Source organism: Aeromonas caviae, from assembly GCF_000819785.1.
GTDB classification, from domain to species: domain Bacteria; phylum Pseudomonadota; class Gammaproteobacteria; order Enterobacterales; family Aeromonadaceae; genus Aeromonas; species Aeromonas caviae.
This window is the reverse complement of record NZ_CDBK01000071.1, coordinates 1-24161: the sequence shown is the minus strand read 5'-3', so window position 1 is coordinate 24161 and position 24161 is coordinate 1. Positions and strand designations below refer to the sequence as shown.

At 64.1% G+C, this 24161-nt stretch carries 21 protein-coding genes; 12 read left to right on the top strand and 9 right to left on the bottom strand.

Annotated features, from left to right (window positions below; translation table 11 throughout):
• Positions 1 to 44: 44 nt before the first annotated feature.
• The 6 genes from epd to BN1120_RS11490 form a co-directional block, all read right to left on the bottom strand.
• Positions 45 to 1055: an erythrose-4-phosphate dehydrogenase gene (gene epd, locus BN1120_RS11515; protein WP_041211676.1), complete on the bottom strand. Its 1011-nt coding sequence runs from the start codon at positions 1053 to 1055 to the stop codon at positions 45 to 47.
• 50 nt (positions 1056 to 1105) lie between these two features.
• On the bottom strand, positions 1106 to 2035 hold the full coding sequence (locus tag BN1120_RS11510) for an ROK family protein (RefSeq protein WP_041213913.1): 930 nt from the start codon (positions 2033 to 2035) through the stop codon (positions 1106 to 1108).
• A 151-nt stretch (positions 2036 to 2186) separates the two neighbouring features.
• Complete coding sequence (gene hemE, locus BN1120_RS11505; protein ID WP_042016218.1) at positions 2187 to 3254, bottom strand: uroporphyrinogen decarboxylase; 1068 nt, start codon at positions 3252 to 3254, stop codon at positions 2187 to 2189.
• 139 nt (positions 3255 to 3393) lie between these two features.
• Positions 3394 to 4173, bottom strand: a complete 780-nt coding sequence (gene nudC / locus BN1120_RS11500) for an NAD(+) diphosphatase (protein ID WP_042016217.1) — start codon at positions 4171 to 4173, stop codon at positions 3394 to 3396.
• 165 nt (positions 4174 to 4338) lie between these two features.
• The gene (locus BN1120_RS11495) at positions 4339 to 4944 is read right to left on the bottom strand and encodes a TIGR04211 family SH3 domain-containing protein (protein ID WP_010675664.1); all 606 of its coding nucleotides are present in this window, start codon (positions 4942 to 4944) and stop codon (positions 4339 to 4341) included.
• A 152-nt stretch (positions 4945 to 5096) separates the two neighbouring features.
• Positions 5097 to 5849, bottom strand: coding sequence for a potassium channel family protein (locus BN1120_RS11490; protein ID WP_029314808.1), 753 nt, complete (start codon positions 5847 to 5849; stop codon positions 5097 to 5099).
• Between the two features lie 100 nt (positions 5850 to 5949).
• On the opposite strand from BN1120_RS11490, the gene BN1120_RS11485 reads away from it, so the two are divergent.
• From BN1120_RS11485 to glnE, 3 genes are all read left to right on the top strand, one after another.
• Positions 5950 to 7200, top strand: coding sequence for a methyl-accepting chemotaxis protein (locus BN1120_RS11485; protein WP_042016216.1), 1251 nt, complete (start codon positions 5950 to 5952; stop codon positions 7198 to 7200).
• A gap of 107 nt (positions 7201 to 7307) precedes the next feature.
• The gene (locus BN1120_RS11480) at positions 7308 to 7748 is read left to right on the top strand and encodes a GNAT family N-acetyltransferase (protein WP_010675667.1); all 441 of its coding nucleotides are present in this window, start codon (positions 7308 to 7310) and stop codon (positions 7746 to 7748) included.
• A 135-nt stretch (positions 7749 to 7883) separates the two neighbouring features.
• Entirely contained in the window at positions 7884 to 10757 is a 2874-nt protein-coding gene (gene glnE, locus BN1120_RS11475; protein WP_042016214.1) for a bifunctional [glutamate--ammonia ligase]-adenylyl-L-tyrosine phosphorylase/[glutamate--ammonia-ligase] adenylyltransferase, read from the top strand.
• Positions 10758 to 10813: 56 nt separating this feature from the next.
• Here the strand turns inward: glnE and BN1120_RS11470 are convergent, their stop codons facing one another.
• From BN1120_RS11470 to BN1120_RS11460, 3 genes are all read right to left on the bottom strand, one after another.
• Complete coding sequence (locus BN1120_RS11470; protein WP_042016213.1) at positions 10814 to 11548, bottom strand: SDR family oxidoreductase; 735 nt, start codon at positions 11546 to 11548, stop codon at positions 10814 to 10816.
• A 139-nt stretch (positions 11549 to 11687) separates the two neighbouring features.
• Positions 11688 to 13844, bottom strand: a complete 2157-nt coding sequence (locus tag BN1120_RS11465) for an AsmA family protein (protein ID WP_042016211.1) — start codon at positions 13842 to 13844, stop codon at positions 11688 to 11690.
• A 189-nt stretch (positions 13845 to 14033) separates the two neighbouring features.
• The gene (locus BN1120_RS11460; protein ID WP_042016210.1) at positions 14034 to 16181 is read right to left on the bottom strand and encodes a prolyl oligopeptidase family serine peptidase; all 2148 of its coding nucleotides are present in this window, start codon (positions 16179 to 16181) and stop codon (positions 14034 to 14036) included.
• A 215-nt stretch (positions 16182 to 16396) separates the two neighbouring features.
• On the opposite strand from BN1120_RS11460, the gene BN1120_RS11455 reads away from it, so the two are divergent.
• The 9 genes from BN1120_RS11455 to BN1120_RS20430 form a co-directional block, all read left to right on the top strand.
• Positions 16397 to 17608: a threonine synthase gene (locus BN1120_RS11455; RefSeq protein WP_042016208.1), complete on the top strand. Its 1212-nt coding sequence runs from the start codon at positions 16397 to 16399 to the stop codon at positions 17606 to 17608.
• Positions 17605 to 18270, top strand: coding sequence for an amino acid ABC transporter permease (locus tag BN1120_RS11450; protein ID WP_042016207.1), 666 nt, complete (start codon positions 17605 to 17607; stop codon positions 18268 to 18270). Before BN1120_RS11455 ends, BN1120_RS11450 begins: the two co-directional genes overlap by 4 nt.
• Positions 18271 to 18344: 74 nt before the next feature.
• A complete protein-coding gene (locus BN1120_RS11445; protein WP_042016206.1) occupies positions 18345 to 19007 on the top strand; it encodes an amino acid ABC transporter permease in 663 nt (220 codons plus the stop codon).
• Positions 19004 to 19765: an amino acid ABC transporter ATP-binding protein gene (locus BN1120_RS11440; protein ID WP_042016205.1), complete on the top strand. Its 762-nt coding sequence runs from the start codon at positions 19004 to 19006 to the stop codon at positions 19763 to 19765. Before BN1120_RS11445 ends, BN1120_RS11440 begins: the two co-directional genes overlap by 4 nt.
• Positions 19762 to 20598 carry a transporter substrate-binding domain-containing protein gene (locus tag BN1120_RS11435; RefSeq protein ID WP_039040560.1) on the top strand — a complete coding sequence of 279 codons (837 nt, stop codon included), beginning with the start codon at positions 19762 to 19764 and terminating at the stop codon, positions 20596 to 20598. Before BN1120_RS11440 ends, BN1120_RS11435 begins: the two co-directional genes overlap by 4 nt.
• Before the next feature lie 220 nt (positions 20599 to 20818).
• Complete coding sequence (locus BN1120_RS11430) at positions 20819 to 22078, top strand: MgtC/SapB family protein (protein ID WP_042016204.1); 1260 nt, start codon at positions 20819 to 20821, stop codon at positions 22076 to 22078.
• 89 nt (positions 22079 to 22167) lie between these two features.
• Positions 22168 to 22758, top strand: a complete 591-nt coding sequence (locus BN1120_RS11425; protein ID WP_042016240.1) for a sugar O-acetyltransferase — start codon at positions 22168 to 22170, stop codon at positions 22756 to 22758.
• A complete protein-coding gene (locus BN1120_RS11420) occupies positions 22755 to 23096 on the top strand; it encodes a DUF1294 domain-containing protein (protein ID WP_042016203.1) in 342 nt (113 codons plus the stop codon). Before BN1120_RS11425 ends, BN1120_RS11420 begins: the two co-directional genes overlap by 4 nt.
• 618 nt (positions 23097 to 23714) lie before the next feature.
• Positions 23715 to 24161, top strand: a 447-nt coding sequence (locus BN1120_RS20430) for an Ig-like domain-containing protein (RefSeq protein WP_202904028.1), incomplete at its 3' end; no start/stop codon positions are given.

Sequence of the window (24161 nt, the reverse complement as noted above, 5' to 3'; positions counted from 1 at the left end):
AGGTAATGTTAAAAAAACAGTAACCTTGCGCCCGGTGCAGACTTTCAGCCTGCGGCCATCATGGCCCGGGTGGTATCCAGCATGCGGTTGGCGAAGCCCCATTCGTTATCGCACCACATCAACATCTTGACGAGGTTGGCATCGCTGACCCGAGTCTGGGTACCATCAATGATGCAGGAGTGTGCATCATGATTAAAGTCTACGGAGACCAGTGGCTCTTCCGTGTAGTCCAGAATACCGTGTAATGTACCTCTGGATGCCCGTTGCAGGGCTTGATTTACGTCACTAACTGTCACTTTTTTACGAACAGTAATGCTCAGATCCATGGCGGTTACATTGATGGTGGGTACCCGCACCGCGATCGCCTCGAACTTGCCGGCGAAGTGGGGAAGGATACGTTCCAACCCCTTTGCCAGCTTGGTGTCCACCGGGATGATGGACTGGCTGGCTGCCCGGGTTCTGCGCAAGTCGCCGTGATAGGCATCGATGACTTGCTGATCGTGCATGGCCGAATGAATTGTCGTAATAGTACCACAATTTATCTCGAATTCTCGATGCAATGTTTCGATAACGGGGACCACGCAGTTGGTAGTGCAGGAGGCGTTGGAGACGATCCGCTCGCGCCCCGTCAGCACCTGATGGTTGACCCCGTAGACGATGGTGGCGTCCACATCCGCGTCCGCCGGATGGGAGAAGAGCACCTTGCCCGCTCCCGCCCCCAGATGCAGCTCGGCATCGGCCCGGGAGCCAAACACCCCGGTGCAGTCCAGCACCACGTCCACCCCCAGCGCCCGCCACGGCAAGTTCGACGGATCCCGCTCGGCAAACAGGGCGATGAGATCCTCCCCCACCTGCATGCTGTTGCCCGCCAGCTGCACCGGATAGCGGAAGCGGCCGTGGCTGGTGTCGAAGCGGGTCAGGTGCACCATGGCCTCGGGGGCCGCCAGCTCGTTGATGGCCACTATCTTGATAGTCTTGTCGCGGCCGCTCTCGTAGAGGGCCCGCAGCACGTTGCGGCCGATGCGGCCATAGCCGTTGATGGCAATCTTGATCATGGAAACGTTGTGTCCTTAGCTGCGACAAAGGGATGGGAGGAAGGGGCGACTCACGAGAGCAGTGCCTCGCGAAAGACGCCGCGGGCCAGCAGTGCAGCACCGAATACCCCGGCGCTGTCCCCCAGGGCCGGCGCTATCATGGGGGTGGCGAAACGGGGGTTGAACAGGAAGGGCAATACCGTTTCGCGCCCGGCGCGATAGAGGCTCTGCACATTGCCCACGCCGCCACCGATGACGATGACGTCCGGATCGAGAATATTGATCACGTTGGCGAGGGCCTGGCCGAACAACAGGTGCAACCTGTCCATGGTGAGCCTGGCGACATGATCATGGGCACTGGCCGCAGCAATCTGGGCGAGCGAGAGACGGCGTTTGGTCCTGGCCTCGTACCAGGCCTCCAGCGCCGGGCCGCTGATGAGGGTTTCGACGCAGCCGCGCTTGCCGCAGTAGCACTCTGGCCCCTCCGGCAACAGGACGTTGTGCCCCCACTCCCCGGCGATGCCGTGGTGACCGTTGAGGATCTGGCCGTTGATGACGATGCCGGCCCCGACCCCGGTGCCCATGATGATGCCGAACACCACTTTTGCATCGGGATGATGCTGGCGCACCGCCCCCAGGTGGGTTTCCGCCAGGGCGAAACAGTTGGCGTCGTTGGCGATGAGCACGGGGATGCCCAGCCTGCGCTCCAGATCTTCCTTGAGCGGCTTGCCGTTGAACTCGGTGGTGTTGCTGTTTTTCAGCAGCCCGGTCTGGGGGTCCCGGGCCCCCGGCGTCCCCATGCCGATGAGTGCAGGACGCTGACCGAGTTTGGCGGCACACTCGTCCACCAGTTTGGCGATCTGGCCCAGCATGTGCTGGTAGCCGCCGTGCCGTTCAGTGGGAATGCGGTGGCGCAGCAACACCTCGTCGCCATCGAGCACCACGCACTCGCACTTGGTCCCGCCAAGGTCGATGCCCCAATCCCACGCCCGCTTCTCCATCCAGCCTCCTGCCCCTCAACGACCCCATCCCGGCCACGACGGCCAACATGGGGGTGCAGTGTAACCCGAGCCGCGACCAGGATGCAGCCCCCTGTGTCACGGACAGCAAAACGGGGCCCGCAGGCCCCGTTCATCACGCTGTATGCCGCGCTCAGCGACCATGGTACCGGGCGGAGAGCTCATGCACCGCGTTGACGAACACGCCGGCATGTTCCGGGTCCACATCCTGATGGATGCCGTGCCCCAGGTTGAAGACATGGCCGTTGCCATGACCGAAACCGGCCAGAATGGTGGCGACCTCTTCGCGGATCCGCTCCGGGGTGGCGTAGAGCATGGAGGGGTCCATGTTGCCCTGCAGCGCCACCTTGTCGCCGACCCGGCGTTTGGCGTCGGCGATATCGGTGGTCCAGTCCAGCCCCAACGCATCGCAGCCGGTGGCGGCGATCTGCTCCAGCCACTGGCCGCCGTTCTTGGTAAACAGGGTGACCGGCACACGGCGGCCCTCATGTTCACGGATCAGGCCATCGACGATCTTGTGCATGTACTGCAGGGAGAAGTCACGGTAATCCCGCGGGGTGAGCACGCCGCCCCAGGTGTCGAATACCATGACCGCCTGGGCACCCGCCCTGATCTGGGCGTTGAGATAGCTAATCACGCTGTCTGCCAGCTTGTCGAGCAGCAGGTGCAGGGTCTGCGGCTCTGCATACATCATCTTCTTGATCTTGGTGAACGCCTTGGAGCTGCCCCCCTCCACCATGTAGGTGGCCAGGGTCCAGGGGCTGCCGGAGAAGCCGATGAGCGGCACGTCGCCCTTGAGCTCGCGGCGGATGGTGCGCACCGCATTCATCACGTAGCCGAGCTCGTCTTCCGGATCCGGGATGGGCAGGGCCTGCACGTCGGCCATGGAGGTGATCGGGCGCTCGAAGCGCGGCCCTTCCCCGTGTTCGAAGTAGAGGCCCAGCCCCATGGCATCGGGCACGGTCAGGATGTCGGAGAAGAGAATGGCGGCATCGAGTGGATAGCGGCGCAGGGGCTGCAAGGTGACTTCACAGGCCAGCTCGGCGTTGCGACACAGGGACATGAAATCCCCCGCAACGGCGCGGGTCGCCTTGTATTCCGGCAGATAACGGCCAGCCTGACGCATCATCCATACCGGGGTCATGTCCACTTCCTGGCGCAGCAGGGCACGCAGGTATCGATCGTTCTTCAGCTCTTTCATCCCAGTTCCTGAGTCATGTCACGCATAAAATGGCGGACATGATACCACTTTGTGCAAGGCTGAGGGCGACCCTGATGCCGCACAGCGCCGCAGGAGTGCAAAGATGTGAGGGGGCGCATACAAGCGCCCCCGTTGTCCCTCAACGCGCCTCGGCGAGGCACTGTTCGATGAGCCGGCGCGCTATGGTGCCATGAGGGGGCAAGCGCGGCAGTCGGTCAGCCTCAAAGAAACCTGCCGCCACCAGTTCGTCATCCTGCACCCGGATCTCGCCGCTCTCGTAGTCGGCGGTGAAGCCCATCATCAGGCTGTGGGGGAAGGGCCAGGGCTGGCTCGCCACGTAACGCACATTGGCCACCCGGATGCCGCTCTCCTCGAACACCTCCCGCACCACGCACTGCTCCAGATTCTCCCCTGCTTCCACGAAGCCGGCCAGCACGGTATACATGGGATCATCCGCCTGATAGTGACGGCGGTGGGCTGCCAGCAAGATGGCCGGCCCCTTGCGCACCGCGACGATGATGCAGGGGGAGATGCGCGGATAGACGACATGGCCGTGATGACACCCCTGGGCCCACTCTCCTTCCCTCGGGGTCATGGGGGCGCCGCACTCACCGCAGAAACGATGGGTTCGGCGAAAAGTGGCGAGCTGCCAGGCCCGTCCTGCGAGGCGAAAGCCCTCTTCGTCCCCCGCCACCATGAGCTGGCGCAGCGGGGCCATGGCCCCGGTCTCCGCCTCTGCCCCCAGATCCAGCAGATGGCAAGGCAGGCCGTCCCACTCGTCGAAGTGCTCGAAGGGGGCGGTGTGCAGATGGGGGGGCAAAACGGCGCGGGGCCCTTGTGGAATGCGCCCCTGTTCATCCAGCAGGACGAGGTGATCGCCCCCCAGCACGAACCAGAAGGCCTGTTCAGTTGATGACATATGATGAAGGCTCTTGTTGAGAATGCGCGCGGCACGAGATCGTTTGCCTCATCTTACGAGCGGGAAGGGCCGATGGCGACCCCCGTCATGGCCCTCTTCTCGCCAGGCACACCATGAAAAAAGGCCGCCTCTGGCGACCTTTCATCCTGTTGACCGCCGGTGCGATCAGTTCATCCAGCGCTCGCTGCTCTTGCGACGGCGCGGGAGCATGGGCAGGAGGATCCCGAGCAGGATGCCGCCCCCCACCATGGCACCACCGCGGATGAACCAGTCCATCTGCATGTCGTGCTCACGGTTGTCATAGCTCTGGGTCAGGGCGTCGTTCTGTTCCTTGAGGCTGCTCATCTCGGCGCTCTGGCTGTCCAGACGGGCTTTGAGGCTGGCGATCTCCTTGCTCTGCTCGGCGATCTTGCCATCCTTCTCGGCGAAGCGTTTCTCGTTGTCGCCATTGAGGTTCAGCAGACGGGCCTTGGCTTCGTCCAGCTCTTTCTGAACCTGGGGAAGGCGTTCACGCAGGCTGATCTCCCCCTGCAGCTCGCTGTTCTTGATCCAGCCCTCGCGGCCACGACCGTCCACCACCTGGGTGAATCCGGCCTCCTGGTTCACCGCCTTGACCTCCAGCGGCTCACCGGCCTTGACGCTGCCGAGGATCCGGTACTGGGTACCCGGACCGTTGTGGATATAGGTAAAGATGTTGTCTGAAACATAGCGGGTATCGGCCAGTGCCTGTTGGGCACACAAGCAGATCAGGATCCCGAGAAGGGCGCGCATGGTCGATCGATTCTCTTCGTTGGATTAGGTTGCAGGCCGAATGTTAAGCCGCCTGCGGGTCAAAGGACAAGCAAAGAAAAGCGCCATCTCCCCGAGTGAGAGCTGTCTCGCAGCGCCGCCGGTTTGCCACGCGACCATTCCAGACGTCGTACCTACTTCTGTTTCAGCGCCTGCACCTCGGCGCGCAGGGCCTTGAGCTCTTTGAGCAGTTGCGCCTGCTGCTCGCTCTGTTGGCGTCGCCACACAGCGGTGTCGTCGTTGGTCTTGCCGGGATGGACGAACAGGCTGGCCATGAAGCCGCTGAGGGCGCCAAACAACCCCACACCAAAGAGGATCAGCAGGCTGGCGACGAAGCGCCCCTCCTCCGTCTTGGGCACCAGATCCCCGTACCCCACGGTAGAGAGGGTCACCAGCGTCCACCAGAAGGCATCGTAAGGAGTCTGGATCTGGCTGCCGGGTTGCCCCGTTTCCAGCCAGTACATGACGCCGGAGCCGACCCCCAGCAACAGGAAGAAGAGGAAGAGAATGCCGGAGAGAGTGGTTTCGTTGCGTTCACGACGGAACATGGCCAGCAGATCCGGTCTGTCCCGGAGCAACTGGTAGACCCGCCACAGCTGGATGAGCCGCGCCCAGCGCAGTTGCTCCACCATGGGCAGGCTGCCGGGCAGATAGAACCAGTTGCTCTTGAAGAAGGCCATCCTGTCGGAGGCACGCGCCCAGCCATAGGCGAAGTGAGCGAGGAAGAAGTAGCAGATCAGGCTGTCGACATCATAAAAGAGCTGCAAAGTCTGGGGGCTCAGTTCACCGTGCCCCAGCCAGCGAGCAGCCACCAGGCAAACCGAAATCACGGAGAGAAACCCCATCAGCAGATCCATGGTACGCAAATGAGTTAAGTGATGTCGCATACATTTTCCAACTTTAAGCACGGTGCAAATTAATAAAAAGGAAGATAATGCCGATAGCTATGACGGCAAAGGAATAATGGACGTTGAAAGGAGAAAAATTATGCAGTTGAACCCGCTGGAGAGGCGCATGAGCAACATCCGACTGGTGCCCAAGGTGGTGCTGCTCATGGTGTTCAGCACCCTGCTGCTGCTGGCCAAACTCTGGTTCGATGCCAGCAACCTGGAAGCGACCCTGCTCAGCGAGGGCATTGATGCCGCCATGGCCAACACCATCGCCGATCGCCTGCTCTGGACCGGGCTGGTGGAGACGGCGCTCATGGGGGTCGTCTTCGTGGTGCTGCTGCTCACCGGCTCCCGCCTCATGGTCAAGCAGGTCCACTACCTGGTGGGGCTGCTGGAGCGTTTCGCCAACAAGGATCTCAGCCACAGCGTGCTGCTCAAGTCCCGGGACGAGTTCGGCGACATCGCCAAGGCGGTGGCCCACTCCCAGGAGAACCTCAAGGAGGTGTTCGGGACCCAGCGTGCCGCCTGCAAGGAGCTCAACGAGATCGCCTCCCAGGTGACTCTCTGCATGGATGAGGCGAACGAGGCCATCAACGAGGAGTTCACCCAGATTGAGCAGCTTGCCAGCGCCATGAGCCAGATGGTCAGTGCCATTCGAGAAGTGGCCAACCACGCGGAGCAGGCGTCCCACGCCACCGCCGAAACCAGCCAGCTGGCCGAGGAGGGCAGCCGCTGCGTGGCGGCTACCGTCAACACCATCGACACTCTCTCCGGCAACATCCAGCGCTCCTCCACCGTGGTCAACGAAGTGGAGCACGGGGTCGATCGCATCGGCTCCGTGGTGGACACCATCCGCAGCATCTCCGAGCAGACCAACCTGCTGGCCCTGAACGCCGCCATCGAGGCCGCCCGCGCCGGTGAGGCAGGTCGCGGTTTTGCCGTGGTCGCCTCCGAGGTGCGCGAACTCGCGAACCGTGCCCAGGCGGCCACCGTCGAGATCCAGAAGATGATCGAGCAGCTTCAGGGCAACGCCCGCCAGGCCGTCGGCCTGATGGCCGAGAGCGTGCAACAGGCGGACAAGGGGGTGGAGCAGGTGACCCAGGCAGGTACCCAGCTCGACACCATAGTGCAGCGGGTGCAGGGAGTGGCCGACATGAACCGCCAGATCGCCGCCGCCTCCGAGCAGCAGAGCTCGGTGGCCGAGGAGATGAATGCCAACCTGGAGCAGGTCAAACAGGTGGTGGAAGGCTCCGTCGTGGTACTGCGGGAGCTGAAAGATGCCTCCGAACTGGTGGAACACCACAGCCAGACGCTGGACAGCCATATCCAGGCCTTCAAGCTGGCCTGATGCCGGCGCCCATCGTCAAACCTTCAGGCTGGCCTGAGGTCGTGATTTGAGTACACTGGAAGGCCCCCTTAGGGGCCTTTCTTTTTTCATCACGGCAAGGAGCCAGGATGCAGACCACAGAACGTGCGCTTGAGATAAGCGACGACAAGGGGCGCCTCGACGTCCCGCTCATTCACCGTTTCCTCAGTGAAGAGGCCTACTGGTGCCTCGGCATTCCCCTCGCCACCCTGCAACGGGCCATCAACCACTCCCTGTGCTTCGGAGCCTATCTCGACGGCCAGCAGGTCGCCTTCGCCCGGGTCATCACCGACAAGGCCACCTTCGGTTATCTCGCCGACGTCTTCGTGCTGCCCGAACATCGCGGGCGCGGCCACAGCAAGGCCCTGGTGGCAGCCATCCTCGCCCACCCGGAGCTGCAAGGGCTGCGCCGTCTCTCTCTCGCCACCTCCGATGCCCACGGCCTCTACGCCGGCTTCGGTTTTGTTCCGCCGAGAAGCCCCGGCAGCCTGATGGAAATCTACGACCCCGAGATCTACCGGCGTCCCTGAGCCCGGCCGATCGCCAGATCCGTCGCCGGATCACCTTCCGGGCAGCGGCGCTGTGACGCCAGCGCCCGGGAGTGCTAGATTGGCAGCCGGCATTTCACTCTCCCTGCAGACTCGTCAACCACAAGGATGGCAACCGTGGCCCAGCACTCTCCCTCTTTCTCCGCCTTCTCTCCCTTGTTGCAGGAGCAGGCCCTGCGCCACTGGCAGCGGCTGCTCGCTCTGGCGCCCCAGTATGACGCCCTGCCCGAGCCCACCCGCCAGACTCTGCTGACCCTGCTCGGCCTCTCCGACTTTGTCGCCGACTCCCTCATCATGCAGCCGGGGCTGCTGGCCGAGACCCTGGCATCGGACGCACTGACCCGGGCCGAGCGCTGGCCCGCCTATGAACCTGAGCTCGCAGCCCTGCTCGCCGAGGTCGCGGACGAGGAGGCGCTCAAGCGCATCCTGCGCCAGTTCCGCCGCAGCCGCATGCTGGTGATCGCCTGGCGCGAGCTGCTCGGGGAGTCCGAGGTCGAAGAGAGCTTCATCCATCTCACCAAGCTGGCGGATGCCCTCATCTGTGGTGCCCGCGACTGGCTCTATGCCAAACAGTGCAGCGAGCTGGGCACCCCGATGGACGGCGATGGCAACCCCCAGCCGCTGCTCATCCTCGGGATGGGCAAGCTCGGCGGCGGCGAGCTCAACTTCTCCTCGGACATCGACCTTATCTTCACCTTCCCCGAGAACGGCTACACCGTTGGCGGTCGGCGAGAGCTCGCCAACCAGCAGTTCTTCATCAAGCTGGGGCAGCGTCTCATCAACGCCCTCCACCAGCCCACCCAGGATGGTCAGGTGTTCCGGGTCGACATGCGGCTGCGCCCCTTTGGCGATGCGGGGCCGCTCGCCATCTCCTTCGCCGCCATGGAGGACTACTACCAGCATCACGGCCGCAACTGGGAACGCTACGCCATGGTCAAGGCGCGGGTGCTGGGCCCCCAGTGCGAACACGCCACGGCCCTGACCGAACTGCTGCGCCCCTTCGTGTTCCGCCGCTACATCGACTTCGGCGTCATCGACGGCCTGCGCCAGATGAAGGCGATGATCGCCGCCGAGGTGCGCCGCAAGGGACTGGAGGGCAACATCAAGCTGGGGGCCGGGGGCATTCGCGAGGTGGAGTTCATCGCCCAGGCGCTGCAACTCATCCGTGGCGGGCGCGAGCCCGCCCTGCGGGTACGCCACCTGCCCGAGGCGCTGGCCGCCATCGCCCAGGGGGGTGCCCTGGAGGGGAGCCAGTGCGAACGCCTGCTCACCGCCTATCGCTTCCTGCGCCGGGTGGAAAACATCTTGCAGGAGATCGGCGATCAGCAGACCCAGACCCTGCCCACCGAGGAGCGGGATCGCCAGCGGCTCATCGCCACCCTCGGCTTTACCGACTGGGACGCCTTCATGGCCCACCTCGATGAGGAGATGGCCGCCGTCCATCAGGAGTTCGTCGCCGTGGTGGGGGAAGAGAAGGAGGCCCCCGCCCACCTGGAACAGCTCTGGCTCGATCTCTGGCGCACCGAGCTTGATGCCGCCGAGCTGGAAAAACTGCTGACCACGCAGGGAGTGGTGGAGCCCGCCCCCCTCTGCGCCGCCCTGCTGCGTTTCAAGGAGGAGTACAAGCGCCGTCAGGTGGGGCCCCAGGGGCGTATCGCCCTGGACTGGCTGATGCCGGAGCTGCTGCGCCTGGTGGTGGCGAGCCGCGAGCCCGCCCGCCTGTTCGAGCGGGTCTGCACCCTGCTGACCCGCATCTTCACTCGCAGCGCCTATCTGCAACTGCTGGCGGAAAACCCCGCCGCCCTGCGCCAGCTGGTACGCCTGTGTGACGAGAGCAACCTGGTGAGCGAGCAGCTGGCCCGCTACCCCATCCTGCTGGACGAGTTGCTGGATCCCCAGCACCTCTACCACCCCACCCCGCTGGATCAGTACAAGCCCCAGTTGCGCCAGTTCCTGCTGCGCATCCCCGAGGAGGACGTGGAGCAGCAGATGGAGGCGCTGCGCCAGTTCAAGCAGGTGCAGCTCCTGCGCATCGTCGCCGCCGACATCGCCGGTGCCCTGCCGCTGATGAAGGTGAGCGACCACCTCACCTGGCTGGCGGAGGCGATCACCGAGGAGGTGGTCAATCAGGCGTGGGCCCAGATGAGCGAACGCTACGGGGTGCCGCCCGAGGTGGCGGTGAGCGGTGAGCGCGGCTTTGCGGTGGTGGCCTACGGCAAGCTGGGGGGCATCGAGCTCGGCTACGGCTCGGATCTCGATCTGGTGTTCCTGCACGGCGGCGACCCCAACAGTTACACCGATGGCCGCAAGCCCATCGACAGCCGCCAGTTCTACCTGCGCCTGGCCCAGCGGATCCTGCATCTGTTCAGCACCCGCACTCCGTCCGGCATCCTCTACGAGATCGACATGCGGCTGCGCCCCTCCGGCGACTCAGGCCTGCTGGTCTCATCGCTGTCGGCCTATGAGCAGTACCAGCAGCAGGAAGCCTGGACCTGGGAGCATCAGGCCCTGGTGCGAGCCCGTCCCATCTATGGCGATGATGCCGTGGTCGCCGAATTTGCCCGCATCCGCCGCGACGTGCTGGCCAAGGAGCGGGATCTGCCCACCCTGGCCCGCGAAGTGCGGGAGATGCGCCAGAAGATGCGGGATCACCTGCTCAAGGCGGGAGAGGGAGAGTTCGATCTCAAGCAGTCCCCCGGCGGCATGGTGGACATCGAGTTCATCGCCCAGTACCTGGTGCTGGCCCATGCCTGCGGTGAGCCGGACGCCCTCACCCGCTGGTCAGACAATGTGCGCATCTTCGATGAGTGCGTGATGGCGGGAGTGCTCACACTGGAGCAGGCAGAGGGGCTCAAGCAGGCCTATCTGGAGATCCGCAACCTCGGCCACCGCCTCAACCTCTCGGAGATCTCCCGCAAGGTGGGGGACGATCAGTTGCCGCGAGAGCGGGGCCATGTGCTGGCGGTCTGGCAACAGTTGCTGGGAGAATAAGCAGAAGGGGCGCCATGGCGCCCCTTCTCGTTGACGAAAGGCTTGTTGAAGATGACCTAGCGTCCGCCCGCCACATCGATAAAGGTGCCGGTGGCATAGGAGGCCTCGTCCGACAGCAGCCAGGCGATGGCGGTGGCCACTTCGGCCGGCTGACCGCCCCGTTGCAGGGGAATATTGCCCTTGATCCTGTCCACCCGGCCGGGCTCGCCGCCGTCGGCATGCATGTCGGTGTAGATGAAACCAGGACGCACCCCGTTGACCCGGATCCCCTGAGCCGCCAGCTCCAGCGACAAGCCTCTGGTCAGCACGTCGACGGCCCCCTTGGCGGCGGCATAATCCACGTACTCCCCGGGGGAGCCCAGCCTGGCAGCGGCGGAAGAGACGTTGACGATGGCGCCCCCTGCCGTCATGCGGCGCACCGCCTCGCGGCAGCAGAGAAAGCAGCTGGTGACATTGGTGGTCAGGGTCTGGTTGATGCGCTCGGCGCTCATCTCCAGCACCCGCATCTGGGGCTGCAACCTGCCGGCGTTGTTCACCAGATGAGTGATGGGGCCGAGCCGCGCGTCCATCTCCTCGAACAGGCGCACCACCTCGGCCTCCACGCTGACATCGGCCTGCACCGCGATGCACTCGACCGGATGGGTGGCCAGGATCTCGGCCACCACCGCCTCGGCGGACGCCCTGTCCTGACGATAGTTGAGACAGAGATGGTAACCCTGCGCCGCCAGATAGCGGGCTGTCGCGGCCCCGATACCTCTGCCACCGCCGGTGATCAGCACCCGTTTGTTCATGAACCCTCCTGGTTCCCGGTTTCGATGACTGCTTCGCATAGTACCTCATGTTGGCGACCACACCTCGTCCCGTGACGCCCGGCACAACAACAAAGAGCCCGCACGGGGCGGGCTCTTGATGACAACAACGGGAGGCTGGCTATTTGAACAGGCCCTTGAGCAGCTGGTCCGCCACCCCCTTCACCCCTTCGTTGTCGGCCTTGTCACCCAGCAGCTTCTTGAGACCGCGCTCGGCCTCCTTGCGGGCCTTCTCCTCCAGCACCTTGTTGTTGCTGAGCAGCTCCTTCACGTCGAGCTTGTAGCTCGGCGCCTGCCAGTGGCCGCCGATGCGCACCGGTATGGTGATGTCCTTGAGCTCATCCACCGTCTTGCCCCCCTGCCCCTTGCTGCTCTCCACCACGGAGGTGAGGAACAGAAAGTCGAGGGTCTCCGGCACCAGGGCGGTCTGGCCCTGCCCCTTCACCCGCAGGGCGGGGGCAAAGAGCTGGATGTCATCGCTCCTGGCAATCCCGTTGGCAATCTGGAAGCTGGCGGTGAGGGCGCTGAAGTCGGTCTTGCGCACCTCCTTCACCTGATCCGCCCCCTTGCCGGTCAGGATGGCCCGCGCCTCGCGGATCATCTCCGCCAAGTTGATGCCGTGCAGGGCGCCATCGCTCAACTTGAGGTTCACCTTGCCCTGCATCCGGCTGCGCAGCGCCTGCTCGGAGAGGCCTGAGCCCTGCGCCTCGACCTCCAGATCCCCCTTGCCTTCCAGCAGGTCGGTCTGGGCCAGGGTCTGCAGCAGGGGCCGCACATCGACCCCCTGCACCCGCTTGTGCACCTGATAGCGGGCCGGCTGCTGACGGGCATCGAGCAGACCGCTCGCGGTCACCTTGCCACCGGCCACCCCGGCACTGAACTGCTTGAGGGTGAGCTGACCACCGGCCAAGGCCAGTTGCAGATCGACGGCGCTGAGATCCAGCCCCTTGACGCGCAGACTGCCCAGTTGCAGGCGGCCAGCCAGGTCCACCGACTTGAGGGCGGTCAGATCAGGCTCTACCGTGGAGAGCGCCTGGGCGGCGGGCGCAGCGGTCTGTGCCGGTGCTCCGGCCGGAGCTGCGGCGCCCGAGGTGGCGGCCACAGGTGCGGCCTTGGCCGATTGACCGAGCCAGGCGTCGAGATCGAGCTTGTCCCCCTTGAGGTCAAAGTCCACTTTGGGTACGGCCCCCAGACGAACGGCGCCGCTGCCGCTCAGCAGGGTATCGTCCGCTCCCATCACCAGGTTGCTGAGGGTGACGCTCTGCTTGTCCAGCTCGGCGCGGGCAAAGCCCGCCAGCTTCACCTGCATCTGCGGGCGCGGCAGGGCATCGCCGCTGAGCTTGGCGGCCAGCACGGCATCCGACAGCTCCAGCAGTTGCCGGTTTTCATCGAGGCGCGCCTTGAGGGTCCCCTCCAGCGTACCGACCAGGCTCGGCTTGTCCGCCGCCCCCTGTGCCCCGCTGAGGCTAAGGCTCAGACTGCTCCACTCCCCCAGCGCCAGCCGATCGGCCTTGAGGGTGAAGGCATCGAGCCGCTGCGCCGGCTGGTTCAGGCTGCCGCTGAGATTGAGATCCTTGAGCTCGCTCTTCATGGCCTCCCGGGCCGGTTTGAGCTGGGCCTGACCCTTGAGATCAAAGGCCAGCTCCCCCTGTGCCCCCTTGGCCGCCAGGGTCACCGGTACCCACTCCCCCGGGGTCAACTGCCCCAGGTCGAGATCCAGCCTGTCGAGCCGGGAGACGGTACCGCTAAGGTCGTCCCGCACCAAGGCGCTGGCATCCACCAGCGCGATGCCTTGCAGGCTGATCTGCCAGGGCTGTTTGTCACTGGCGGCAGGGGGCGTCGTTGCGACAGGCTTGGAGGCCGCCTCCCCCTTGGGCTCGGCGGAGGCCTTGAGCAGATCCCTCAGGTTTGAGCTGCCGTCAGCCCTGGTCTGGATAAACAGATGAGCGCCGCTCAGGGTCACCTTGCCGATCTCAAGCTTGTGGGAGAGCAGCGGCAGCAAGCCTACCGAGGCCTCCCCGCGGGTGAAGCGCACCAGGTCGGGCTCGGCAAAGCCGGCGGGGTTGCGCAGCGCCACCTTCTCGAGGGAGAGGCCGAGGCTCGGCCAGAAACGCCAGCCGATATCCCCTTGTATCACCAGCTCGCGGCCGGTGCTCTTGCGCACCTGCTCCGCCAGCTGGGGCTTGAACTGGTTGGGATCGATGAGAGACACCAGGGCGGCGATGGCCACCACGGCCGCCAGCGCCAACCCCAGCAGGATGCAGATGATCTTCTTCACGATGGACTCCTTGAATGCGGATCTTGTGGCTGACTATACCACCGGGGGGATGACAGATGGGGCCCGTCTGCCAAAACGGGCCAGCGGCGAGACAGGGATAGTCGCAGGCCCACGTTCAAACGCGCGGCAATAAAAAGGGCCCCGCAGGGCCCTGATGATAGTGGATGGCTGGCGCCCGCCTCGCCCGGATCAAGGCTGACGCGGCAACTGCTGATAGCCCATCTCGTACAAGGTGAAGGCATAGATGTCCGCACTCTGCTCGATAAGCTTGGCCACCGGCGTGCCCGCCCCGTGCCCGGCATTGGTCTCGATGCGGATGCGCTGGGGATGGGGGCCGGCATTGTCGGCCTGCAGGGTGGCGGCAAACTTGAAGGAGTGGGCTGGCACCACCCGATCGTCGTGATCCGCCGTGGTCACCAGGGTCGAAGGGTAGCTGACCCCGGCCCGGACGTTGTGTAGCGGCGAGTAGCCCTTCAGGTAGTCGAACATCGCCTCGCTGTCGGCGCTGGTGCCATAGTCATAGGCCCAGCCCGCCCCGGCGGTGAAGGTGTGGTAGCGCAGCATGTCGAGCACCCCCACCGCCGGCAGGGCGACCCGCATCAGATCAGGCCGCTGGGTCATCACGGCCCCCACCAGCAGACCGCCGTTCGAGCCACCTCGGATCGCCAGCCGATCGGTGCGGGTATAGCCCTCGGCCTTGAGGTACTCGGCCGCCGCGATGAAATCGTCGAACACGTTCTGCTTGTTCTGCTGGGTACCCGCCAGGTGCCAGGCCTGGCCGTACTCGCCGCCCCCGCGCAGGTTGGCCACCGCATAGACGCCCCCCAGATCCAGCCAGTTGGCCACCGATACGCTGAAGCTTGGGGTCAGGCTCACGTCGAAACCGCCGTAGCCGTAGAGGATGGTCGGATTGCTGCCATCAAGCTTGAGGCCCTTGCGGTAGCTGATGATGAGCGGCACCCGGGTGCCGTCCTTGCTCTGGTAGAAGCGCTGCTCGGAGACGTAATCCTCCGGTTTGAACGGCGCCGCCGAGGCGCGATAGAGGCTGATGGCGCCGCTCTTTGGCTCGAATCGGTAGAGAGTCGGCGGCTGGGCATAGTTCTCGAAGCCGAAATAGAGGACGGGATCATCGTGCTTGCCGTTGAAGCCGCTGACGCTGCCAAGGCCGGGCAGCGCCACCTCGCGCACCCGCTTGCCTTCGTAGTCGAACTGCTCGACCCGGGCGGTGGCATCCACCATGTACTCGGCGAACAGATAGCCGCTGCCGCTGTGCACCGTCAGCACCTGCTGACGCTCGGGGATGAGATCCCGCCAGCGGGCCGGGCCCGGGTTGGCGGCATCCACCGTCACCAGCCGGCCGTTGGGGGCGTCCCGGTTGGTCAGCAGGTAAAGGGTGCCGCCCTGGTTGTCCACCAGGCTCACGTCCGCATCCAGATCCCCCTGCACCGTCAGCAGCGGCGCGTTCTCCTGGCTCAGATCCTTCACATAGAGGCGGTTGCCCGAGGTGGAGTTCGCCGCCGAGATAAGCAGGAAGCGGTCATCTTCGGTGACGGTCGCCCCCACGTAACGGTGGTGCTGGGCCGGGATGGCGCCGAACACCAGCCGGTCATCCTCCTGCGCCGTGCCGAGCCGGTGGAAATAGACCTTGTGCTGATCGGTCCTGGCCGACAGCTCGCTGCCATCCGGCTTGTCGTAGCTCGAGTAGAAGAAGCCCTCGTTGCCGAGCCAGCTGATGCCGCTGAACTTCACGTCCTTGAGGGGCGCCTCCAGCGGCTGCTTGCTCTCTACGTCCATCAGGTGGATCTCGCGCCAGTCGCTGCCGGCCAGCGACAAGGAGTAGGCCAGGATGCGGCCATCGCGGGAGAAACTCAGCTGATCCAGCGCCGTGGTGCCGTCGGGGCTGAGGGTATTGGGATCGAGGAACACCTCCGCCGGCTTGCCCTCCTGCTGGCGCCACAGCACGTTCTGGTTCTGCAGGCCGTCGTTCTTGAAGAAGTAGTGGTAGCGCCCCTCGCGAAACGGCGCCCCCTCCTTGGCGTAGTTCCAGGAGGCGGCCAGCTTCTCCTTGATGGCGGTGCGATACGGGATCTGCGCCAGGTAACCCTGAGTCACCCGGTTCTGGACCTTGACCCAGGCCTCCGTCTCGGGGCTGCGATCATCCTCCAGCCAGCGATAGGGGTCGGCCACGGCCTGGCCGAAGTAGTGATCCACCTGCTCACCCTGGCGGGTGACGGGGTAGTGAAGGCGCGTATTCCCTGACATGGCATCCTCTCTGGTTGGCTGGCCGCTGCACGCACAGATCAGTGACAGGGCCAGCAGGCTGACAATGGCTCGCATCGAGGCGGCTCCCTGCGGTTTGAGTGAGCGGGCAGGGTAACAAAGCGCGCCGGATGGCCCAACCCCCCGACCGGTGGCAGAGGGTGGTCCGCCGACACGGGGGAGCCATATGAATTTTTTCGCTTAAGTTTGCCGCTTTATTTTGTTTGTTATCCGGCCCTTGGGTCACAGGATGGAATAAGACACCAGCCAACGTGAGCCATTCAGGATAAAGCATGCCGTACAGCTACCTATCACATCTGCGTTGCAGCAAGACCGGCGAGATAGTGGATGCCGATCAGCCCCAGCAGTTGAGCCCGGTCGGTGCCCCCTTGCTGGCCAGTTACGACCTCGAGGCCCTGAAACAGGCCTGGCACCCGGCCGCGCTGCTGGGGCGCCCCGCCAGCCTGTGGCGCTACCACGAGCTGCTGCCGGTGCGCGACCCCGCCCAGGTGATCACCCTGGGGGAAGGCTTCACTCCCCTGCTGCCCCTGCCCGCTTTCGGCAAACAGATCGGCATTCCGGATCTCTGGATGAAGGATGAGAGCATCATCCCCACCGGTTCTTTCAAGGCCCGCGGCGCCGCGGTCGGCGTCTCCCGCGCCCGGGAGCTCGGCATCACCCACTTCGCCATGCCCACCAACGGCAACGCCGGGGCGGCCTGGGCGCTTTACGGCGCCCGCGCCGGCTTGCGCAGCACCATAGTCATGCCCCAGGCGGCCCCCGCCATCACAAGACTGGAGACCTCGCTGGCCGGTGCCCGCCTCTATCTGGTGGATGGCCTCATCAGCGACGCCGGTCGCCAGGTGGCCGAGGCGGTGGCCGAGCAGGGGCTGTTCGATGCCTCCACCCTCAAGGAGCCCTATCGCATCGAGGGCAAGAAGACCATGGGGCTGGAGATCGCCGAGCAGCTCGGCTGGACCCTGCCGGACGTCATCCTCTACCCCACCGGCGGCGGAGTCGGTCTCATCGGCATCTACAAGGCGCTGCAGGAGTTGCAGGAGCTGGGCTGGGTCAAGGGGCCACTGCCGCGACTGGTGGCGGTGCAGGCGAGCGGCTGCGCCCCCATCGTCCAGGCCTGGCAGCAGGGGGAGCGCGAATCGCGCTTCTGGCCCGATTCCCAGACCCTCGCCTTTGGCATCAACGTGCCCAAGGCGCTGGGGGACTTTCTGGTGCTGGACGCCCTCTATCGCACCGAGGGGTGCGCCATCGCGGTGGACGATAGCGCCATCCAGCGCGAGATCCGCCAGCTCGCCGCACGCGAAGGCAGCTTCGTCTGCCCGGAAGGGGCGGCCGCCTTCGCCGCCGCCCGCCAGCTGCGGGAAGCGGGCTGGATACAGGGGGGCGAGCGGGTGGTGGTGCTCAACACCGGCGCCGGCATCAAGTACCCTGACGCCATCACGGTCGTGCCCCAGCGGCTGCGCCGCGACGGGAGGATCCCGGCATGAGCTTCGACTGGTCCTTTGTTCTCACCACCCTGCCGGCGTTCGGCCAATCGGTCTGGGTCACCTTGCAGCTCGGCGCCATCGTGATCCTCACCTCGCTCGTCGTGGCGCTGCTCAATGTGACGCTGCAAAGCCTGCACAAGCCCTGGCTGAACGGGCTGATCCGCGCCTATGTGGAGCTGGCCCGCAACACGCCGCTCTTGATCCAGCTGTTCTTTCTCTACTTCGGGCTGCCGGCGCTCGACATCTCGCTCTCCGGCTTTGCCACGGCGGTGATCGCCATGACCTTCCTCGGCGGCGGTTACCTGACCGAGGCGCTGCGGGCAGGCATTCAGGCAATCCCCCCCAGCCAGCTGGAAGCGGGCCGGGCCATCGGCCTCTCCCGCTGGCAGCTGCTGCGCCACGTCCAGCTGCCCCAGGCCTGGCTCGCCAGCCTGCCGGCGCTGTTTGCCAACTTCATCTTTCTGCTCAAAGAGACCACGGTGGCCTCGGCAGTGGCGGTGCCCGAGCTGCTCTACACCACCAAGAACTACATCGCCCTCTACTACAAGACCTACGAGATGCTGGCGGTGCTGACCTTGATGTGCGTGCTGATCTTTCTGCCGCTCTCCCTCGCCCTGCGCGTCGTTGAAAGGAGGCTGCAACATGGTCAGTTCGGTCATTGAACAACTGATGCAGACACCTATTGTCCAGCTGCTGCCGTCATTCGCCACCCATGCACAAAGAAGGAGGGATCACTATGGCCAGTCCAGTCACTGAACAGCTGACGCAGGCGCTGCCGCTGCTGGCGGTGGGCGCGGGTCAGACCCTCGCCATCTCCCTGCTCGCCATCCTGTTCGCCACCCTGGGCGGGGTCGGTTACGGCGTGCTGGCCCAGCAAGGGGGAAGGCTGACTCGGGTAGTGCTGCGGGTCTATCTCGAGCTGTTTCGGGTGGTGCCCGTGCTGGTCTGGCTCTACCTCTTCTTCTTCGGGCTGCCGATCTTCTTTGGCCTGGATATCCCGGCCTTCTGGTGTGCCGTGCTGGTGCTGGCCCTGTGGGGCGCCAGCGAGGTGGGGGAAGTGGTGCGCGGCGGCCTCAAATCCCTCGCCCGCGGCCAGCAGGAGGCCGGGCTGGCGCTCGGGCTCTCCCGCTGGCAGCTCTATCGCCACGTGCTGCTGCCCCAGGCGCTGCAACGGCTGACGCCGCCGACCATCAACATCTACACCCGTATCATCAAGACCAGCTCGCTGGCGGTGCTGATCGGGGTGGTGGAGGTGATCAAGGTAGGCCAGCAGATCATCGAGCGCACCTATGGCTCGCTGCTTATTTACGGTCTGCTGTTCCTGTTCTTTTTTCTGGTCTGCTATCCGCTCTCGCTCGCCTCGCGCCGGCTGGAGCAACAATGGGGTAACGCGGTATGACACCTCTGCTTGAGCTCAATGCTGTCAGCAAACAATTCGGCCAACACCGGGTACTGGACGAGGTCAGCCTCACGGTGAACCCAGGGGAAGTGATCGTCATCCTGGGGCCGAGCGGCTGCGGCAAGAGTACCTTGCTGCGCACCCTCAACGGGCTCGAACCCATTCAGGGGGGCGACATTCGCTTCGACGGAGAGTTGCTGGATGCCAGCACCGACTGGCAGCGGGTACGCCAGCGTATCGGCATGGTGTTCCAGAGCTATCACCTCTTCCCCAACCTGACGGTGCTGGAGAACGCGCTGCTCGGCCCTGTGCAGGTGCAGAAGCGGGAGCGGGCCGAGGCCCTGCTGCAGGCGGAACAGCTGCTGACTCGCATCGGTCTGTGGGAGCGGCGCCACGACTATCCGCGCCAGCTCTCCGGTGGCCAGCAGCAGCGCATCGCCATCGTGCGGGCCCTGTGCATGAACCCCCAGGTGATGCTGTTTGACGAGGTGACCGCTGCGCTGGATCCCGAGATGGTACAGGAGGTGCTGGAGGTGATCCGGGATCTCGCCGGCAGCGGCATGACCCTGCTCATCGTCACCCACGAGCTGGCCTTCGCCCAGGCGGTGGCGGATCGCATCGTCTTCATGGACGGCGGCCACATCCTGGAGCAGGCCGCCCCCCATCCATTTTTCGAGAGCCCGCGCAGCCAGCGTGCCCGCCAGTTCCTCGCCAAGTTTTCTTATACAACTGTCAGCAAACGAAAGGAGTCAGCATGAAGATAATTACCTCGGTCCTGTTTAGCGCCCTCATCGGCCTGGGCCTCGCCAGCGGCGCCGCCCAGGCAGAAGACGGTTCCCTCGCCAAGATCAAGGCGCGGGACAAGCTCATCGTCGGCGTCTTCACCGACAAGCCGCCGTTTGGCTATGTGGACGAGAAGGGCAACTACGTCGGCTTTGACACCGATCTCGGCCGCCGCTTCGCCAAGGATCTGCTGGGGGACGAAAACAAGGTCGAGTTCGTGGCGGTGGAGCCCGCCAGCCGCATCCCCTTCCTGCAGAGCGACAAGGTGGATCTCATCCTCGCCAACATGACGGTGACCCCGGAGCGGCGGCAGGTGGTGGACTTCACCAACCCGAACCTCAAGGTCGCGGTGCAGGTGCTGGTGCCGGAAGGCAGCGACGCCAAGAAGCTCGACGATCTGGCCGGCAAGCGGCTTATCGTCACCACCGGCACCACGGCGGACATCTGGCTGACCCGCAACCACCCGGACTGGAAGGTGCTCAAGTTCGAGAAGAACACCGAATCCCTGCAGGCGCTGGCCCAGGGCCGTGGCGATGCCTATGCCCAGGACAACCTGGTGCTGTTCAGCTGGGCCAAGGAGAACCCGGGCTATCGGGTGCTGCCAGAGAAGCTGGGCTCGGAAGACCCCATCGCGCCGGCGGTGAAGAAGGGCAATATCGAGCTGCGTGACTGGGTCAACGACCGTCTCGCCAAGCTGGGGGAAGAGAAGTACCTGCTGAAACTCTACGACCAGTATGTGCGCGACAAACTGAGCGCCGATACCGATCCCAACGACGTGATAGTGGAAGGAGGCAAGTGGCAGGGTTGAGCCCTGCCCCCACAGCAGTGCTGAGTGTGAAGTGTCTGATCTTTGGTTCCGTTGGTCTGCAAACCGCAAGGTTTGACCTTTCCAGGCGCCCCCTCCAGGTGGCGCTTTTTTTTTGTTTGCAAGACCCCGGCAGGCGGGACACCCGCTCTGTGAGCCAGCTCCCCCTGCCCCGGGATGCCCTGTGCCATCCTCACTGAAACGGCAGCGGGAGGAGAAACCCATGTGGATAGAGGCCGAGCCCGTCTACGGCGCCCTGGTGTCCCTGGCCATCGGGCTCATCATCGGGCTGGAGCGGGGCTGGCAGGTGCGCCAGCTCGGAGACAACCAGCGCATCGCCGGGATGCGCACCTATGGCCTCATCGGTCTGCTCGGCGGGGTCTGCGCCCTGCTGCTGCCCACCCTGGGGCCCTGGCTGGCCCTGCTCGGTCTGTTGACCGTGGTGACGGGGTGCGGCCTCTCGGTCTGGCTGGCCCAGCGCTGGCAGGGGGAGTTCGGCCTCACCAGCTCGGTAGCCATGGTGCTCACCTACCTGCTGGGGCTGATGTCGGTGCTGCAGAGCCCGAGCGAGGCGGTGGCCTGCGCCGTGCTGGCGGCCCTCCTGATGGGGCTCAAGGGCAAGATCCAGCAGGGGATGCTGTTCTTGAGCGAAATGGAGTTTCACGCCACCCTGCGTTTTCTGCTCATCTCTCTGGTGCTGCTGCCGGTGCTCCCCGATACCGAGATGGGTCCCCTCAATGCCTTCAATCCCTTCAAGATCTGGCTCATGGTGGTGGTGATCGCCGGCATCTCGTTCTGTGGTCACTTCGCGGTGCGCCTGCTCGGCACCCGCTCCGGGCTGGTGCTCACCAGCATGCTGGCGGGGCTCGCCTCCTCCACCGCCCTCACCCTGCAATTTGCCCGCCTCAACAAGGAGCAGGGAGGGCTGGAGCGGCTGCTGGCCACCGGCATTCTGCTGGCGGGAGCCACCATGTGGCTCAGGCTGCTGGCACTGGTGCTGATCATCCACGGAGAGCTGGCGCTGCGTCTGGCCGCCCCCCTGCTGCTGCTGGCAGCCATCGTCTACGGCTTTGCCTTCTGGTTCTGGCGCCAGCGGGAAGAGATGCCGGACGGCCCGGTACAGCCCGAAACCCGCAACCCGCTGGATCTCGCCACCGCCATCAAGTTCGGTCTGCTGCTCGCCCTCATCGGCTTCATGGCCACCCTGCTGCAAAGCAAGGTGGGCAACTCCGGGGTCTATCTGCTGTCGCTGGTCTCCGGCATCACGGACGTGGACGCCATCACCCTCTCCCTCTCCCAGCTCGCCCAGAAGGAGCTGGCCCTGGAGGTGGCGGCCAGGGGCATACTGCTCGCCGGGCTGGTCAACTCCCTGGTGAAAGGGGTGCTGGCACTGGTGATTGGCGGACGCAGCCTGGGGCGGCGGGTCTTGCTCCCCTACCTCGTCTCCATCCTGCTCATCCTGCCCCTTGTCCTGATGACATGATGACGGGGATCACCTGACGGGCCCGGCACTCTGACACCCTTTCCCCTTGTCGCGTATACTGCCCCCTCTTGCAGCAGGAGGAGATGACCATGGCAAGCGACTGGGACAAGGTACTGGCGGGGGGCGCCCTGGACAGCCAGAGCGAGGAGATAGCGAACGACCGCATTCGCGGCCAGGCGCTGCTGAGCCGGCTCAACGCCTCACCGGCGGGGGATCACGTCCTGCGCCAGCAGATCTGCCGCGACCTCTTCGCCCACTGTCCCGACTCCTGCTGGATCAGCACCCCCTTCACCTGCGAATTCGGCCGCAACATCCACATCGGCGAGAAGACCTTCTTCAACTTCAACGTCACCATACTCGACGTGGGCGAGGTGCACATAGGCAACCATGTGTTGCTGGCCCCCAACGTGCAGATCTACACCGCCACCCACACCATGGACTATCTGGAGCGACGCAACTGGACCGCCTACAACAAGCCGGTGCGGATCGGCGATGACTGCTGGATCGGCGGCGGGGCCATCATCTGCCCAGGCGTCACCATAGGGCCCCGCTCCATCATAGGGGCTGGCGCCGTGGTCACCCGGGACATCCCGGCGGACTCCCTGGCGGTGGGCAATCCGGCCCGGGTGATCCGCACGCTACACCCGGGCGAGACTCGGGATCAGGTGTGCCTGTCATGATGGCCCTTGCCCTGCTGCCTTTGGGTTGGGCAGGCTGGCTCGGCGCGCACGATGCCAACTGGTGGCCGCTGGCCCTGATCCTGCTGATGAGCCTGCTGACCCTGGCTGCCTACGCCTGGGACAAACGCCAGGCCATTCGTGGCGGCTGGCGCGTGCCCGAGGCCCGCCTGCACCTGCTTGAGCTGTGCGGCGGCTGGCCCGGCGCCCTGGTCGCCCGCCAGTGGCTGCGCCACAAGACCCAGAAGGGGAGCTACCGCCTGCGGTTCTGGGCCATCGTCTGGGGGCAGTTGCTGCTGCTCGGGATCTGGCTCGGCTGGCCGCTCTGGCAGGGGCTCTGAGCCGACGCGCTGACAATGCCCCTGTCAGCCCAGTCGCCCACGGGGCAGACAGGCAATGCAAGCAAGATGAATCGGGATCTGCATGTCATGCAAGGAAAGGCGCCGCGCCCATCCCCCCGCACACCATGCCAATTGAATACGGCACTTCGTACGACCCCCATCCATATGGAGGGCACAAAACATGAATAGCCGATTGAAAATGGCTCCCATAAAAATTGTATCAAAATATGTCTGAGGGGAATTTAGCAAAATTCATTCAGAGTTAGTTCATCAAAACCAGTTAAACAAAAAGCACGTTGAATGCATCGCACAATATAATTTGTTACAGGATATTTCAGGCGAAAATATAACTAATTCCATTCAGAGTTCATTCATGCTGAAAGCAAACAAAAAGGAATAACAAAAGTACATTTTTTAAAATGCTGGTCGTGATTAATATCGCAGGTTATTATTCGATCACATTATAGAGTTACCAAACATAGCCGCCTTAAAGATCGTCGTACATACTTTTTTTGTTCGTACTTTCCCGCATCCTTGCATAGCTGTAGCTCGCCCCTGTTTATGATTGCCCAAGCCCTCTGGCTTGCTCCAAAAATATAAATATAGAGGACCTTGCTTATGACAAAGATGTTACGGTCATATGTCGCCCTACTCTTCTCATTTTTATTACTGGGTTGTAATGGTAATAACAATGACTCATCCACTGTAATACCGCCAGATATCTCCATATCCGGATTGCAGATCACCCCCGCCGTTTCCTCCCTGCCGGTTGGCTTGAGTGAACAACTCAAAGGGGAAGTCATTCTGTCCGATGGCCAGGTGCTGGATGTCACCGCTGACGATGCCGTGAGCTGGCGCTCCAGCGACCCGGCCGTTGCCACCGTCAGTAGCAGTGGCACCGACAAAGGCAGGGTGACCGGCGTCTCCGCAGGAACCGTCACCATCACTGCCTCCGGTGAAGCCAATGGCCAATCCTTCAGCGCGACGGCCGAGGTGACCATCACCCATGCCGTTGTGGCCCAACTACAGATCACCCCCGCCGTTTCCTCTCTGCCCGTTGGCTTG

Excerpts from the sequence above, each read along its gene's own strand:
- epd (WP_041211676.1), bottom strand. The coding sequence starts at position 1,055 with ATGATCAAGATTGCCATCAACGGCTATGGCCGCATCGGCCGCAACGTG.
- BN1120_RS11510 (WP_041213913.1), bottom strand. The coding sequence starts at position 2,035 with ATGGAGAAGCGGGCGTGGGATTGGGGCATCGACCTTGGCGGGACCAAG.
- hemE (WP_042016218.1), bottom strand. The coding sequence starts at position 3,254 with ATGAAAGAGCTGAAGAACGATCGATACCTGCGTGCCCTGCTGCGCCAG.
- nudC (WP_042016217.1), bottom strand. The coding sequence starts at position 4,173 with ATGTCATCAACTGAACAGGCCTTCTGGTTCGTGCTGGGGGGCGATCAC.
- BN1120_RS11495 (WP_010675664.1), bottom strand. The coding sequence starts at position 4,944 with ATGCGCGCCCTTCTCGGGATCCTGATCTGCTTGTGTGCCCAACAGGCA.
- BN1120_RS11490 (WP_029314808.1), bottom strand. The coding sequence starts at position 5,849 with ATGCGACATCACTTAACTCATTTGCGTACCATGGATCTGCTGATGGGG.
- BN1120_RS11485 (WP_042016216.1), top strand. The coding sequence starts at position 5,950 with ATGCAGTTGAACCCGCTGGAGAGGCGCATGAGCAACATCCGACTGGTG.
- BN1120_RS11480 (WP_010675667.1), top strand. The coding sequence starts at position 7,308 with ATGCAGACCACAGAACGTGCGCTTGAGATAAGCGACGACAAGGGGCGC.
- BN1120_RS11470 (WP_042016213.1), bottom strand. The coding sequence starts at position 11,548 with ATGAACAAACGGGTGCTGATCACCGGCGGTGGCAGAGGTATCGGGGCC.
- BN1120_RS11460 (WP_042016210.1), bottom strand. The coding sequence starts at position 16,181 with ATGCGAGCCATTGTCAGCCTGCTGGCCCTGTCACTGATCTGTGCGTGC.
- BN1120_RS11455 (WP_042016208.1), top strand. The coding sequence starts at position 16,397 with ATGCCGTACAGCTACCTATCACATCTGCGTTGCAGCAAGACCGGCGAG.
- BN1120_RS11450 (WP_042016207.1), top strand. The coding sequence starts at position 17,605 with ATGAGCTTCGACTGGTCCTTTGTTCTCACCACCCTGCCGGCGTTCGGC.
- BN1120_RS11445 (WP_042016206.1), top strand. The coding sequence starts at position 18,345 with ATGGCCAGTCCAGTCACTGAACAGCTGACGCAGGCGCTGCCGCTGCTG.
- BN1120_RS11440 (WP_042016205.1), top strand. The coding sequence starts at position 19,004 with ATGACACCTCTGCTTGAGCTCAATGCTGTCAGCAAACAATTCGGCCAA.
- BN1120_RS11435 (WP_039040560.1), top strand. The coding sequence starts at position 19,762 with ATGAAGATAATTACCTCGGTCCTGTTTAGCGCCCTCATCGGCCTGGGC.
- BN1120_RS11430 (WP_042016204.1), top strand. The coding sequence starts at position 20,819 with ATGTGGATAGAGGCCGAGCCCGTCTACGGCGCCCTGGTGTCCCTGGCC.
- BN1120_RS11425 (WP_042016240.1), top strand. The coding sequence starts at position 22,168 with ATGGCAAGCGACTGGGACAAGGTACTGGCGGGGGGCGCCCTGGACAGC.
- BN1120_RS11420 (WP_042016203.1), top strand. The coding sequence starts at position 22,755 with ATGATGGCCCTTGCCCTGCTGCCTTTGGGTTGGGCAGGCTGGCTCGGC.